Genomic DNA, 14,931 nt, shown 5'->3' with positions numbered 1-14,931 from the left:
ACCGGAAGCCGCGCCCCCGCACAGGGCATGTGCAGGTCAGGTCTGCCCAGCAAATGGGCACGGCGCCAATTTGAGCGGCACCCGCACCAAAAGCGCGCTTTACTTCCCGGCCCGCTGCTGCTGTTCCTGAGCCCATGAGTGCCTCCCTCTCCATCGTCGTCGTCGAGCCCGACCGCGACCGCGCCCTTCTGATCGTGGACAGCCTGCGCGACGCCGGCAACTACGAGATTCACGTCATCTCCGAGCCCACCGGGCTTGCCCGCAAGATCCAGGCGCTGAGCCCGGACGTGGTCTTGATCGACGTCGAAAGCCCGTCGCGCGACACGCTCGAGGAGCTGGCTCTGGCCTCCGGCCCGCTCGACCGGCCCGTGGCGATGTTCGTCGACCGCGACGGCGAGGGGCTGACCGACACCGCCATCGAGGCGGGCGTCTCGGCCTACGTGGTCGACGGCATGAAGCCGCAGCGGGTCAAGCCGATCATGGATGCGGCCATCGCGCGCTTCCGCATGTTCCAGCGCATGCGCACCGAGCTCGCCGAGACCAAGCGCGCGCTCGAGGAGCGCAAGATGATCGACCGCGCCAAGGGCATGTTGATGAAGGCGCGCGGGGTCGATGAAGACGAGGCCTATGCGCTGCTGCGCAAGACCGCGATGGACCAGGGCAAGCGCGTGGCCGAGGTCGCCGCGGCGCTGGTGACGGCGGCGGGGCTGCTGGGATGATCGCAGCCACCCTGTCCGTGGGCTTCCTGCCCCTGATCGATGCCGCGCCGCTGATCGTGGCGCATGAGATGGGCTTCGCCGCCGAGGAAAGCATCGCGCTCGAGCTGCGCCGGGCGCCGTCGTGGTCCTCGGTGCGCGACATGCTGAGCTTTGGTCGGGTCGAGGCCGCGCACATGCTCTCGCCGGTCCCGGTGGCGTCGGCGCTGGGGCTCGGCGGCACCGGCACGCCGCTCTCGGCGGTCTCGGTGCTGGGGGTGAACGGCAATGTCATCGGGGTGAGCAATGCGCTGGCTGCCCGGCTGCGCGACCATGGCCATGACTTCGCCTTCAACGATGCCCGCGCCGCCGGCGAGGCGCTGATCGCCGTGGCCGAGCAGCCGCTGCGGCTGGGCGTGCCCTTCCCGTTCTCGATGCACGCGGAGCTGCTCTACTACTGGCTCTCGGCGCTGGGTCTGCCGGCGCCGCAGAGCGTCGACATCCGCACCGTGCCGCCCTCGCTGATGGCCGATGCCATGCAGGCCGGGGAAATCGACGCCTTCTGCGTCGGCGAGCCCTGGGGGTCGATCGCGGTGGAGAATGGCGTCGGCACGCTCCTGCTGCCCTGCAACGCGATCTGGCGCTTCGCGCCCGAGAAGGTGCTCGCCGTGCGCAGCGACTGGGCCGGCGCCGAGCCCGACCTGCTGGGCCGGCTGATCCGCGCGGTCTGGCGTGCCGGGCGCTGGCTGGCCGAGCCCGGCTCACCGACGCTCGCCGCCGAGCTGCTCAGCCGCAAGAAATATCTCGACCTGCCGGCCGAGATCCTCGACCGCGCGCTCAACGGCCGGCTGGTGATCTCGTCGCAGGGCGAGGAAAGGCACGTGCCGGGCTTTGTCGAGTTCCACCACGGCGCCGCCAGCTTCCCGTGGCGCAGCCAGGCGGAATGGATCGGCCTGCAGCTCGCCGCCCGCACCGGGCTCGACCGGCCCTCCGCCGCCAGGGCCGCCCGCGCGGTGTTCCGCAGCGATCTCTACCGCGAGGCGCTGGCGCCGACCCGGGCCGATCTGCCTGGCGCGTCGTCGAAGATGGAGGGGGCGCTGTCGGAGCAGACCGCCGTGGCCTCGGTCTCGGGGCGGCTCTTTCTCGGGCCGGATTCGTTCTTCGATGGCCGTATTTTCGAGCCGTCGAAGCACTGACGCGGATTTTTTGTGCAGATGCAGCATCGAAAACTCGACCAGCCGGTCAAAGATGACCCATGCATGACCTTTTCCATTGATCGCCGTGCCGAGTCACCGGCATAGAAGGTCCACGAGCAGCGCAATGGCGCGCCGCTCCCGAAATTTTTCCCAATGTTTGGGATATCCGAGCAAAGCCGCTCGACTGCCGCGACCTCCTCCAGAGTCGCGATCGGTCGAGCGGCTTTTTTGTTTTTCGCCCGGAGGTTACACCGGGCACCACCAAGGGACGGAACGGACGAATGAAGAACCTTCTCCTCGCACTGACCGCCACCACGGCGCTCTCCTCTCCCCTGCTCGCGCAGGATCTCGAAAAGGACGAACTGACCTTCGGCTTCATCAAGCTGACCGACATGGCGCCGCTGGCCGTGGCCTATGAGCAGGGCTATTTTCTCGACGAGGGCCTGTTCGTGACCCTCGAGGCACAGGCCAACTGGAAGGTTCTGCTCGACGGCGTGATCGGCGGCCAGCTCGACGGCGCCCACATGCTTGCCGGCCAGCCGCTGGCCGCCACCATCGGCTACGGCACCGAGGCGCATATCATCACCCCCTTCTCGATGGACCTGAACGGCAACGGCATCACCGTGTCGAACGCGGTCTGGGAAGAGATGAAGCCCAACATCCCGACCAATGCCGACGGCCTGCCGCAGCACCCGATCAGCGCCTCCGCGCTGGCGCCGGTGGTCGAGAAGTACCGCTCCGAGGGCAAGCCCTTCAACATGGGCATGGTGTTCCCGGTCTCGACCCACAACTACGAGCTGCGCTACTGGCTTGCTGCCGGTGGTCTCGAGCCGGGCTACTACTCGCCCGAGAACGTCACCGGCCAGATCGGCGCCGACGTGCTGCTCTCCGTCACCCCGCCGCCGCAGATGCCCGCCACCCTCGAGGCTGGCACGATCTACGGCTACTGCGTCGGTGAGCCGTGGAACCAGGCCGCGGTGTTCAAGGGCATCGGCGTTCCGGTGATCACCGATTACGAGCTGTGGAAGAACAACCCAGAGAAGGTCTTCGGCATCACTGCCGAGTTCGCGGAAGAGAACCCCAACACCACCAAAGCCGTGGTCAAGGCGCTGATCCGTGCCGCCATCTGGCTCGACGAGAACGACAACGCCAACCGCATGGAAGCGGTCGAGATGCTGTCGCAGCCGGAATATGTGGGCGCCGATGCCGAGGTGATCGCCAACTCGATGACCGGCACTTTCGAGTACGAGAAGGGCGACAAGCGCGAGGTTCCCGACTTCAACGTGTTCTTCCGCTACAACGCCACCTACCCGTTCTACTCCGACGCGGTCTGGTACCTGACCCAGATGCGCCGCTGGGGCCAGATCCCCGAGGCCAAGTCGGACGCGTGGTACGACGAGGTCGCCAAGTCGGTCTACAAGCCGGAGATCTACCTCGAGGCCGCCCGCGCGCTGGTCGACGAGGGTCTCGCCAACGAGGCCGACTTCCCCTGGGACAGCGACGGCTACAAGGAAGCGACCCCGGCCGCCGACATCATCGACGGCATCCCCTACGATGGCCGCACCCCCAACGCCTACCTCGAAAGCCTGCCGATCGGCCTGAAAGGTGAGCAGAAGGTCGTCGGAAACGAGATCCAGGGCTGATTTCTCTTCGGGGTTGTGCCCGCCGGGCGCACCCTGAGGACACGGTACATGACTGGCGGATGCATCTTCCGGATGCCTCCGTCCCCTCCTCCCGAGACAGACTCCCAGACAGGCTGCGGGACGGTGGGTGGGGCGATGCGCCCCCGGCGCGAGCGCCGCTCACCAGACCGATCCATCCAACCGCCGAGGACTCCTCAGATGACAACCGTCGATCCCGAATACGCCCGTGAAGCCGAGCGCGAGGCCCGCCGGGCGCGCCTGTTCACCCGCATCAACAAGGCCGACGCGTGGTTCCGCGTCCTCGGCCTCGCCTGGATCACCCCGATCCTGAAAGCCGCCGCCGGCGACAATCCCAAGGCCCAGATGAAGGACATCTGGCTGCTGCTCGGCGTGCCGCTGCTGGCCATCGCGGGCTTCCTGCTGCTCTGGGGCACGCTGGCGCCCAAGGTCCAGACCTCGCTCGGGGCGGTCCCCGGCCCGGCGCAGGTCTGGGAAGAGGCGGTCAACCTGCACGAGGACGCGCAGGCCAAGGCCGCCAAGAAGGCCAAGTTCGAGACCATGGTGGCGGCGCGCAACGAGAAGCTCATCGCCGCAGGCAAGGCCGACCAGGTCAAGGACGTCGCCTATACCGGCGCGCCGAGCTACTACGAGCAGATCTGGACCTCGATCAAGACGGTGTTCTTTGGCTTCTTGATCGGCTCCTGCGTGGCGATCCCTCTGGGCATCCTCGCCGGCCTCTCGCCCTACGCCAATTCCGCCATCAACCCGCTGGTGCAGATCTTCAAGCCGGTCTCGCCGCTGGCCTGGCTGCCGATCGTGACGATGATCATCTCCGCCGCGGTGGCCACCAACGATGGCCTGTTCTCCAAGTCCTTCCTGATCTCGGCGATCACCGTGACGCTGTGCTCGCTGTGGCCGACGCTCATCAACACTGCGCTTGGCGTGGCCTCGATCGACAAGGATCTCGTCAATGTCTCCAAGGTGCTCAAGATGAACACCTGGACCAAGATCACCAAGCTGGTGCTGCCCTCGGCGCTGCCGCTGATCTTCACCGGCCTGCGCCTGTCGCTCGGGGTTGGCTGGATGGTGCTGATCGCCGCCGAGATGCTGGCCCAGAACCCCGGCCTCGGCAAGTTCGTCTGGGACGAGTTCCAGAACGGCTCCTCCTCGTCGCTCGCCAAGATCATGGTCGCGGTCTTCACCATCGGCATCATCGGCTTCCTGCTCGATCGCGTGATGTTTGCCCTGCAGTCGCTCTTCACCTTCTCGAACAACCGCTGAACCGGGCCCGTCAGGAGACCGCGAGCGCTCAAGTAGCGAAGCGATAGCGCGAAAGGACAAATTCATGAGCATTCTCAAGTTCGAAAACGTCTCGAAGAGCTTCGGCGAAGGCACCCACAAGACCGACGTGCTGAAGGGCATCGATCTCGAAGTCCGGGAAGGCGAGTTCCTCGTGCTCCTCGGCTTCTCGGGCACCGGCAAGACCACGCTGATCAACCTGATGGCCGGGCTGGAAAAGCCCACCAAGGGAAAGGTCACCTTCAAGGGCGCCGAGATCGAGGGCCCCGGCCCCGAGCGCGGCGTGATCTTCCAGAACTACTCGCTGATGCCGTGGCTCACGGTCAACGGCAACGTCCAGCTCGCGCTCGACAGTGTCTTCCCGAAGATGCCGAAGGCCGAGAAGGAAGCCACCGTCGCCAAATACGTCAAGATGGTCGGCCTCTCCCATGCCACCACCCGCCGCCCGGCGGAGCTCTCGGGCGGCATGCGCCAGCGCGTCAACGTCGCCCGGGCGCTGGCAATGAGCCCCGAGGTGCTGCTGCTCGACGAGCCGCTCTCGGCGCTCGACGCGTTGACCCGTGCCAATCTCGCCGACGAGATCGAGCAGATCTGGGAGCAGGACAAGAAGACCTGCGTGCTGATCACCAACGATGTCGACGAGGCCATCATGCTGGCCGACCGCATCATCGCGCTGAACCCCGACGGCACGCTCGGCACCGAGTTCCCGGTGACCATCCCGCGCCCGCGCGATCGCGGCGAGATGAACCATGACGAGACCTTCAAGCGCCTGCGCGCCGAGGTCACCACCTACCTGATGGACGTGGGCATCGAGGCCAAGACCGAGGGCAGCCGCAACCTGCCCGACGTGACCCCGATCCACGGCATCGCGGCGGATGTGCCGGCGGCGGTCGCCAAGGCGCAGGAAGGCATGATCGAGGAGCGCTTCCTCGACTTCTCGCAGCTGCACAAGATCTACCCCACCCCCAAGGGCCCGCTCACCGTGGTCGAGGACTTCAACCTCAAGGTCAACAAGGGCGAGTTCATCTCGCTGATCGGCCATTCGGGCTGCGGCAAGTCCACCGTGCTGACCATGGCCGCCGGCCTCAACAGCATCTCCAAGGGCGGCATCCGTCTCGATGGCCGCCATGTCGAGGGCGCCGATCCCGAGCGCGCGGTGGTGTTCCAGTCGCCCAACCTCTTTCCCTGGCTCACCGCCCGCGAGAACTGCGCCATCGGCGTCGACAAGGTCTATCCCAAGGCCTCCCAGGCCGAGCGCCAGGAGGTGGTCGAATACTATCTCGAGCGCGTCGGCCTCGCCGATGCGATGGACAAGGGCGCGGCGGAGATGTCGAACGGCATGAAGCAGCGCGTCGGCATCGCCCGCGCCTTCGCCCTCTCGCCCAAGCTGCTGCTGCTCGACGAGCCCTTCGGCATGCTCGACAGCCTGACCCGCTGGGAGCTGCAGGAGGTGCTGATGGAGGTCTGGTCGCGCACCAAGGTGACCGCGATCTGCGTCACCCACGATGTCGACGAGGCGATCCTGCTGGCCGACCGCGTGGTGATGATGACCAACGGCCCGCAGGCCACCATCGGCAAGATCGTCGATGTCGACCTGCCCCGCCCGCGCACCCGCAAGGCGCTGCTCGAGCACCCGGATTACTACCTCTACCGCGAGCAGGTGCTGAACTTCCTCGAGGAGTACGAGCACGGCAAGCACGGAAAGTCCGAGCCCAAGCCTGCGAAGAAGAAAGCCGCCTGAAAGGCAGGCGCCCCGGCCTGATGCCGGAGCGCGACAGATGCAACCCTAGAGCACAAGGGGCACGATCATGGACACCGTTCTTGACGCCGCCGTGAAGACCTTCATTCAGGTCACCGAGATCTGGGTGCCCGAGGGGGACCGCCTGGTCCTCGCCACGGGCAATTACGGCGAGCTTTCCGCCTTCGAGGAGGCCACCCGCGCGATGAGCTTCGGCAAGGGCGAGGGCCTGCCGGGCAAGGCCTGGGCCGAGGAGCGCCCGGTGGTGCTCAAGGGCTTCGACGGCTCGTATTTCAAGCGCATCGAGGCTGCCGCCGAGGCCGGTCTGACCTCGGCCGTGGCGATCCCGGTGTTCAACGACGCCAAGCTCAAGGCAGTTCTCGTGGTGCTCTGCGGCGATGACGAGAACCGCACCGGTGCCATCGAGGTTTGGCACGAGGCCGACGGCTTCCTGATGCTCGACGATGGCTACTACGGCGCCGCGCGGCATTTCGAGTGGGTCTCCCAGCACACGCATTTCCCGCGCGGACAGGGCCTGCCGGGCGGCGTCTGGTCGGCCAACACGCCGATGCTGTTCCGCGATCTGGGCTCGGGCTACCGCTTCATCCGCGCCGACAGCGCCGGCAAGGCCGGGCTCACCACCGGCCTTGGCCTGCCGATCCCGGTGCCGCAGGACAAGACCTTCGTGCTCACCCTGCTCTCGGCACGCGGCACGCCGATCGCCCGCCGCTTCGAGATCTGGGACTCGCGCCCGGTGAAGGTCGGCCGCGAGGTGGCCGCCGTGCGCACCGACGGCATCTGCGAGCGCGAGGGCCCGCTCTGGACCGATGACAACGAAGAGCCGCCGCGCCGGGTGCACATCAATCAGGGCAATATCGGCAAGGTGCTCGCCACCGGCCTGCCGCTGATCGTCACCGGCAAGCCGGGCCTGACCGAGGGCTACGACACCCTCGTCGCCCTGCCGATCTACGACGCGGGCGAGATCGCCCACATCGTCGCCTGGTACGTCTGAGAGGAGGCACAGAGATGCAGAAACTCGTCGTCATCGGAGCAGGCATGGCCTCAGGCCGGCTGCTCGAACAGCTCATCGACGCCGATCCCGGCGCCTTCGAGATCACGCTCTTCAACGCCGAGCCGCGCGGCAACTACAACCGCATCATGCTCTCGCCGGTGCTTTCGGGCGAAAAGAGCTTTGAGGAAATCGTCACCCACGACGACGACTGGTACGCCACCAACAAGGTCACCTGCCGCTTCGGCGAAAAGGTCCTGAGCGTCGATACCGCGCGCAAGGTGGTGGTCGGCGAGAAGGGCGAAGTGGCCTATGACAAGCTGGTCTTCGGCACCGGCTCCTCGGCCTTCATCATCCCCTGCCCCGGACACGATCTGCCCGGCGTCGTCGCCTTCCGCGATCTCGAAGACACCACCGCAATGACCGAGGCCGCGGCCAAGCCGGGCGCCAGGGCGGTGGTCATCGGCGGCGGCCTGCTCGGGCTCGAGGCGGCGGCGGCGCTGCGCCTGCGCGGCATGGAGGTGACCGTGCTGCACATCGCCTCGCACCTGATGGAGCGCCAGCTCGATCCGGCGGCGGGCTACCTGCTGAAGAAGGATCTCGAGCGCCGCGGCATCACCGTGCTGCTCGAAGCCTCGACCAAGGAGATCGTCGGCAATGGCAAGGCCGAGCAGGTCAACCTCGCCGATGGCACCGAGCTGCCCTGCGACATCGTCTGCATGGCGGTGGGCATCCGCCCGGCGGTGAAGCTGGCGCAGAACAGCGGCATCGCCTGCGGCCGCGCCATCAAGGTCGACGCGCAGATGCGCACCGAGACGCCCGACGTCTACGCCGTGGGTGAATGCGTCGAGTTCGAGGGCAACCTCTTCGGCCTCGTCGCCCCGCTCTACGATCAGGCCAAGGTGCTCGCCAAGACCCTGCTCGGGCAGGAAGAGACCTTCGCCATGCGCGAGCTCTCGACCAAGCTCAAGGTCACCGGCTGCGACCTGTTCTCTGCGGGCGATTTCGCAGACGGCCCGGGCCGCGAGGACATCGTCTACCGCGATCCCGCCCGCGGTATCTACAAGCGCCTCGTCATCGAGGAGGACAAGCTTGTTGGCGCGGTGATGTACGGCGACACCGCCGACGGCAACTGGTTCTTCGGGCTGATCAAGGACGGCACCGACATCTCGGAGATGCGCGAGACGCTGATCTTCGGGCCGTCCTACCAGGGGGGGGCCTCCGTGGACCCTCTGTCAGCCGTTGCAGCATTGCCGCCTGAGGCGGAGATCTGCGGCTGCAACGGCGTATGCAAGGGCGATATCGTGGCCGCCATCGAGGCCGGCGCGACCGATCTCGGCGCGATCAAGGCCACCACCAAGGCCAGCGCTTCCTGCGGCACCTGCACCGGGCTCGTCGAGCAGGTGCTGTCGGTCACGCTGGGCGACGAGTTCGTGCTGCCCACGGCGCAGCCGGTCTGCGGCTGCACCGATCTGCCCCATGAGGACGTGCGCCGCCTGATCAAGGCGCAGGAACTGAAATCGCAGGAGGCGGTCTGGCAGGAGCTCGGCTGGAAGAGCCGCAACGGCTGCCATGTCTGCCGTCCGGCGATCAACTTCTACCTGCTGGCGGACTGGCCGCTCGACTATACCGACGATCCGCAGAGCCGCTTCGTCAACGAGCGCAACCACGCCAATATCCAGAAGGACGGCACCTATAGCGTGATGCCGCGCATGTGGGGCGGCATGACCTCCCCGCAGGAGCTCATCGCCATTGCGCAGGCGGCGGAGAAATACGGCGCCACCGTCAAGGTCACCGGCGGCCAGCGCATCGACCTGCTCGGCGTCAAGAAGGAAGACCTGCCGGCGATCTGGTACGATCTTAACGAGGCCGGCATGGTCTCGGGCCACGCCTATACCAAGGGTCTGCGCACGGTGAAGACCTGCGTGGGCTCCGACTGGTGCCGCTTCGGCACGCAGGACAGCACCGGGCTCGGCATCAAGCTCGAGAAGAAGCTCTGGGGTTCGTGGACGCCGCACAAGGTCAAGCTGGCGGTCTCGGGCTGCCCGCGCAACTGCGCCGAGGCGACCTGCAAGGATGTCGGCATCATCTGCGTCGACAGCGGCTATCAGGTCAGCGTCGCCGGTGCCGCCGGCATGGACGTGAAGGAGACCGAGCGCCTCGTCGACGTGCGGACCGAGGAGGAGGCCATCGAATGGACCACCGCCTTCATCCAGCTCTACCGCGAGCACGCCAAGTATCTCGACCGGCCCTACAAGTGGGTCGCCAAGGTCGGGCTCGACTGGGTCAAGGAGGTGCTTGCCGACGATGCCGAGCGCCAGGCTCTGGTCGAACGCTTCGACATCTCGCAGAGCGTCTACCAGAAGGATCCCTGGGCCGAACGGGCCGAGCCGGAGGCGGCGCGCCGCTTCCAGCCTCTGGCCGATCTCACCCTGAAAGCGGCGGAGTGATCGCCGCCGCCTCCGGCTCCGGGCCCACCCCGGAGCATCCCCAAGACCGGCAGTCCCGGGCCCTCCGGGGCTGCCACCCCACCCCCCAAGCGGAGCCAGGGACATGAGCTGGATCGACATCGGACATATCGACGACGTGCCGCTGCGCGGCGCCCGGCTGGTCAAGACGGAGGTCGGCTGCGTGGCGATCTTCCGCACCGACGAGGCCGAGGTCTTCGCCGCCTCCAATACCTGCCCGCACAGGCAGGGGCCGCTGTCGGAGGGCATCGTGCATGGCCAGAAGGTCACCTGCCCGCTGCACAACTGGGTCTTCGACCTCAACACCGGCGAGGCGCAGGGCGCCGACGAGGGCCGCATCACCACCTACCCGGTGCGGCTCGAGGACGGGCGCATCCTGCTCGACGGCGAGGCGGTCTCGACGCGGAGTGCGGCGTGATGAAGGACCAGGGCGCCCCCGAGATCTGTTCGACCTGCCCCTATTGCGGCGTTGGCTGCGGCGTGCGCCTGCTGGCCGATGGTCAGGGCGGGCTCGAGGTCCGGGGCGACCCGGAGCACCCTGCGAATTTCGGCAAGCTCTGTTCCAAGGGCTCGGCCCTTGGCGAGACCGTGGGGCTGGACGGCCGCCTGCTCGCCCCCCGCATCCACGGCCGCGAGGCGGGCTGGGACGAGGCGCTCGATCTCGTCGCCCGGCGCTTTTCCGAGACCATCGCGCAGCACGGCCCGGAGAGCGTCGGCTTCTACGTCTCCGGCCAGTTGCTGACCGAGGATTACTACGTCGCCAACAAGCTGATGAAAGGCTATATCGGCGCCGCCAATATCGACACCAATTCGCGGCTCTGCATGGCGTCTTCGGTGGCCGGCCACCGCCGCGCCTTCGGCACCGACACCGTGCCCGGCACCTACGAGGATCTCGAGGAGGCCGACCTGATCGTGCTGGTGGGCTCCAACCTCGCCTGGTGTCACCCGGTGCTCTACCAGCGCATCCTCGCGGCCCGCAAAAGGCGCGGCACCAAGCTCGTCGTCATCGACCCGCGCCGCACCGCCTCCTGCGACGGCGCCGACATGCATCTCGCGCTCAAGGCCGGCACCGACGCGGCGCTGTTCAACGGGCTGCTCTGCGCGATCCACGAGGCCGGCGCGCTCGACAAGGGCTTCCTGAAGAACGTCACCGGCTTCAACGAGGCGCTCACCGCCGCCTCGAGCGACCGCGACACCGTCACCGGGCTGTCGGAAGAGCAGCTTGCCGCGTTCTACAAGCTCTGGATCGGCACCCGGAAGGTCGTCACTGTCTATTCGCAGGGCGTCAACCAGTCGACCTCGGGCAGCGACAAGGTCAACGCCATCCTCAACTGCCACCTCGCCACGGGCCGCATCGGCACCCCCGGCTGCGGGCCGTTCTCGATCACCGGCCAGCCCAACGCCATGGGCGGGCGCGAGGTCGGCGGGCTGGCCAACATGCTGGCCTGTCACCTCGACATCGAGAATGCCGACCACCGCGCCGCGGTGCACGAGTTCTGGGACAGTCCGCGCATGGCCGACGCGCCGGGGCTCAAGGCGGTCGACCTGTTCCGCGCCGCCGGCGACGGCCGGATCAAGGCGCTGTGGATCATCCACACCAACCCCGCCGTCACCATGCCCGAGGCCGACGCGGTGACCAAGGCCATCGCGGGCTGCGATTTCGTCGTGGTCTCCGACATCACCGCCGCCACCGACACCGCCCGGCTCGCCCATGTCCTACTGCCCGCCTCAGCCTGGGGCGAAAAGGAGGGCACGGTGACCAATTCCGACCGCACCATCAGCCGCCAGCGCGCCGTGCTGCCCGCGCCGGGCAGCGCGCGCCCCGACTGGGAGATCCTCGCCGAGGTCGGCCGCCGCATGGGCTGGCGCGACGCCTTTGACTACGCCTGCCCGGCCGAGATCTTCCGTGAATACGCCGCCCTTTCGGGGCTCGCGGGCAAGCTGGGGCGCGATTTCGACATCTCCTCCAAGGCCGAGCTGACCGACAGCGCCTACATGGCAATGCCGCCCTTCCGCTGGCCCGCCAGCGCCAGCCGCAACGGCGGCCGCTTCTTCGCCGACGGCAAGTTCTACCACGCCGACGGCAAGGCCCGGATGCTGCCGATCCGCTACCGCGCCCCGGCCTCGCAGCCCTGCGTCGAGCTGCCGTTCCGGCTCAACACCGGGCGCATCCGCGACCAATGGCACACGATGACGCGCACCGCGCGCTCGCCGCGGCTGGCCGCCCATCTCGCCGAGCCCTTCCTCGAGATCCACCCCGAGGATGCCCGTCGTCTCGGCATCGCGCCCGCCGATCTGGTGCGGCTCGAGAACCCGCAGGGCAAGGCGATCCTGCGCGCACGCCTGACCGACGCGGTGGCGCCGGGCGATGTCTTCGCGCCGATGCACTGGACCGGCGAGACCGCGCCCTCGGCCCGCATCGACGCGCTGGTCGCCGCAAACACCGACCCGGTCTCGGGCCAGCCCGAGAGCAAGGCCAGCGTGACGGCGGTGGCACGGTTCGACGCGGCGTGGTACGGCTATGCCGTGTCCGCCACCGAATTCACCGCCACCTCCGATTACTGGGCCCGCGCCCGGACCCGCGCCGGCTGGCGCGCCGAGCTTGCCGCCGCGGCCCAGCCCGACGACTGGGAGGCCCATGCCCGCGCCCTCTTCGGCCTGCCGGACGCCGAGTGCCAGACCCTGATCGACGCCCGCCGTGGCCTCGCCCGCATCGCCTTCCACGACGGCGACCGGCTGATCGCGGCGCTGTTTGCGGGCCCCGAACCGGTGGCGCTGAAGCGCGATTTCCTTGCCACCCTGCCGGGCACCGAGGCCCCCGACGCGCTCACCGGCCAACCGCCGGCCGACCGCCCCGATCCCGGCCCACTGGTCTGTTCCTGCTTCAATGTCGGGCTCAACACCATCGTCGCCGCCATCGAGACGCAGGGGCTGGTCAGCGTCGAGCAGATCGGCGCTGCGCTGGAGGCGGGGACGAATTGCGGCTCCTGCCGCCCCGAGCTGGCCTCGATCCTTGCCGCGACCCAGTCGAAGGTGGCCGCGGAATGAGCCTTGGCGCCCATGTCCGCACGCTGGGGCGCGGCCCCGGACGGTCGCGCTCGCTGAGCCGCGAGGAAGCTCTCGATGCGATGCGGCTGATGCTCTCGGGCGAGGCCGATCCGCATGCCATCGGCGCGCTGCTGATGCTGATGCGGATGAAGGGCGAGACCGCCGACGAGATCGCAGGCTTTGCCGAAGCTGCGCAGCAGAGCCTGCCGGCCCTGCCCCGCCCGGCGCTCGACTGGCCGTCCTATGCCGCCGGGCGCACCCGCGGGCTACCGTGGTTCCTGCTCTCGGCGCGGCTGGTGGCCGATGCCGGCCATCCTGTCCTGATGCATGGCTGGAACGGCGCCGACGCGGCGGTGCGCAACGGGCTCGCTGCCGCCGACATCCCGGTGGCAGAGGGTCCCTCCGAGGCCGCCGCGCTGATGGCGCGCCACGGCATCGCCTACCTGCCGCTCGAGACGCTCTCGCCAGCGCTCTTCCGGCTGCTGCGCCTGCGCGACGTGCTGCATCTGCGCTCCTGCGTCAACACCGTCTGCCGGATGCTCAACCCGGCGCGCGCGACGGCCTCGGTCCAGGGCGTGTTCCACCCGCCCTATCGCCTGCTGCAGGCCGATGCGGGCGCGCTCCTCGGGCTCGACGCGCTCACCGTCATCAAGGGCGGCGGCGGCGAGTTCGAGCGCCACCCGGCCAAGGCCATCGCCGGCTTCGGCCTGCGCGGCGGCGCGGCGTGGGAAACCAGCTTTCCGGCGATGCTGCCCGAGGAGACCCGCCGGCTCGATGATGGCGAGAGCGATCCCGCCCTGCTCACCGCGCTCTGGTCAGGTGCGCGCGAGGATCCCTTCGCCGAGGCCGTGGTGCTCGGCACCGCCGCGCTGGCGCTCGACACGCTGGGTCAGGACGCGCCGCTCGAGACCGCCCGCCAGCTCTGGCAGGCCCGCCGCGCGGTCACCGCGTCTGCGTGAAAAGCCGCCCCGGCGCCCGCTTCGGCGCCGCGATCCCGGCGAGCCGCATCAGGTGCCAGGCCAACACCTGGTTGCTCGACAGCACCGGCATCCCGAGCTCGGCCTCCAGCGCATCGATCACCGGCAGCGTGCACAGGTTGGTGCAGGAGAGAAACAGCCCGTCCAGCGGCGCCTCTCCGGCCAGCCGCAGCGCCGCATCGCGCAGGCTTTGCGCCCCGATCCGCGCCACCCGCGCCTCCTCGGGCACCTCGAAGCTGGCAAAGACCGGCGTTTCGATCCGCGCCTCCGCCAGCACCGCCCGCAGCCGCCCCGAGACCTCGGCCACGTAGGGCGAGATCAGCCCCAGCCTGCGCACTCCGAGCGCCGCGCAGGCGGCGATCAGCGCCGAGACCGGCTCGGTCACCGCCTCCGTCTCCACCGCCGAACGGATCTGCGCCGCCACATGCGGCGCGCCGATCTGCGCCGTGCCCGAGGTGCAGGCATAGCCCACCGCCGAGAACCGCGCCCAGGGCGGGAACAGCCCCGCCGCCCGGCCCAGGTGGCCCTCCATCTCGGCCAGCGTTTCCGGGGTAACCTCGGCGCCCGAGGGCACCCGGGTCACCATCAGGTTGCCGCGCTGCGGGATCAGCCGGCGCATGTCGGCCTCGACGGTCTCATCCGATTGCAACACGACGAGCCCCAGCGCCGGGCGCGCGGGTCCAAGGCGGTAGGGCAGTGGCGCGCTCATCGGCGGCCTGCCCCGGCAAGGGAACGTCTCATCATCGCGACAGTGGCGCACCGCGCGCGCCCTGCGTCAATCGCGGCGATGCATCCGGCACCGCCCGCACGCAAGATCTGCCCGCTTTCCAAGCGTCGCGCGATGCAGGATCTTGGCCC

General features: G+C 68.5%; 11 protein-coding genes. 10 read left to right on the top strand and 1 reads right to left on the bottom strand.

Going from position 1 to position 14,931, the window contains the following annotated elements; genetic code table 11:
• The first annotated feature begins 134 nt into the window (after positions 1-134).
• From KUV62_RS11365 to KUV62_RS11320, 10 genes are all read left to right on the top strand, one after another.
• Positions 135-719 carry an ANTAR domain-containing response regulator gene (locus tag KUV62_RS11365; protein ID WP_222603805.1) on the top strand — a complete coding sequence of 195 codons (585 nt, stop codon included), beginning with the start codon at positions 135-137 and terminating at the stop codon, positions 717-719.
• Complete coding sequence (locus KUV62_RS11360; protein ID WP_222603804.1) at positions 716-1,891, top strand: ABC transporter substrate-binding protein; 1,176 nt, start codon at positions 716-718, stop codon at positions 1,889-1,891. Before KUV62_RS11365 ends, KUV62_RS11360 begins: the two co-directional genes overlap by 4 nt.
• A gap of 281 nt (positions 1,892-2,172) precedes the next feature.
• A complete protein-coding gene (locus KUV62_RS11355; RefSeq protein WP_222603803.1) occupies positions 2,173-3,534 on the top strand; it encodes a CmpA/NrtA family ABC transporter substrate-binding protein in 1,362 nt (453 codons plus the stop codon).
• A gap of 198 nt (positions 3,535-3,732) precedes the next feature.
• Complete coding sequence (locus KUV62_RS11350) at positions 3,733-4,815, top strand: ABC transporter permease (RefSeq protein WP_222603802.1); 1,083 nt, start codon at positions 3,733-3,735, stop codon at positions 4,813-4,815.
• 64 nt (positions 4,816-4,879) lie between these two features.
• Positions 4,880-6,574 (top strand): ABC transporter ATP-binding protein, encoded by a 1,695-nt coding sequence (locus KUV62_RS11345; protein WP_222603801.1) that lies wholly within the window; start codon positions 4,880-4,882, stop codon positions 6,572-6,574.
• A 67-nt stretch (positions 6,575-6,641) separates the two neighbouring features.
• Positions 6,642-7,583 (top strand): GAF domain-containing protein, encoded by a 942-nt coding sequence (locus tag KUV62_RS11340; protein WP_222603800.1) that lies wholly within the window; start codon positions 6,642-6,644, stop codon positions 7,581-7,583.
• A gap of 14 nt (positions 7,584-7,597) precedes the next feature.
• Positions 7,598-10,030: a nitrite reductase large subunit NirB gene (gene nirB, locus KUV62_RS11335; protein ID WP_222603799.1), complete on the top strand. Its 2,433-nt coding sequence runs from the start codon at positions 7,598-7,600 to the stop codon at positions 10,028-10,030.
• 103 nt (positions 10,031-10,133) lie between these two features.
• Positions 10,134-10,466 (top strand): nitrite reductase small subunit NirD, encoded by a 333-nt coding sequence (gene nirD / locus KUV62_RS11330; protein ID WP_222603798.1) that lies wholly within the window; start codon positions 10,134-10,136, stop codon positions 10,464-10,466.
• Positions 10,466-13,096 (top strand): nitrate reductase, encoded by a 2,631-nt coding sequence (locus KUV62_RS11325; protein WP_222603797.1) that lies wholly within the window; start codon positions 10,466-10,468, stop codon positions 13,094-13,096. Before nirD ends, KUV62_RS11325 begins: the two co-directional genes overlap by 1 nt.
• Positions 13,093-14,055 carry a glycosyl transferase family protein gene (locus KUV62_RS11320; RefSeq protein ID WP_222603796.1) on the top strand — a complete coding sequence of 321 codons (963 nt, stop codon included), beginning with the start codon at positions 13,093-13,095 and terminating at the stop codon, positions 14,053-14,055. The genes KUV62_RS11325 and KUV62_RS11320 overlap by 4 nt, the downstream gene beginning before the upstream one ends.
• On the opposite strand, the gene KUV62_RS11315 is transcribed toward KUV62_RS11320, so the two are convergent.
• Complete coding sequence (locus KUV62_RS11315; RefSeq protein WP_222603795.1) at positions 14,039-14,782, bottom strand: Asp/Glu racemase; 744 nt, start codon at positions 14,780-14,782, stop codon at positions 14,039-14,041. The two genes, KUV62_RS11320 and KUV62_RS11315, sit on opposite strands and share 17 nt — an antisense overlap.
• Positions 14,783-14,931 lie beyond the last annotated feature (149 nt).

Source organism: Salipiger bermudensis (assembly GCF_019801965.1).
In the GTDB taxonomy this organism is placed as follows: Bacteria; Pseudomonadota; Alphaproteobacteria; order Rhodobacterales; family Rhodobacteraceae; genus Salipiger; species Salipiger bermudensis_A.
The sequence above is the reverse complement of the archived record's forward strand: the minus strand, read 5'-3'. Positions and strand labels throughout refer to the sequence as shown.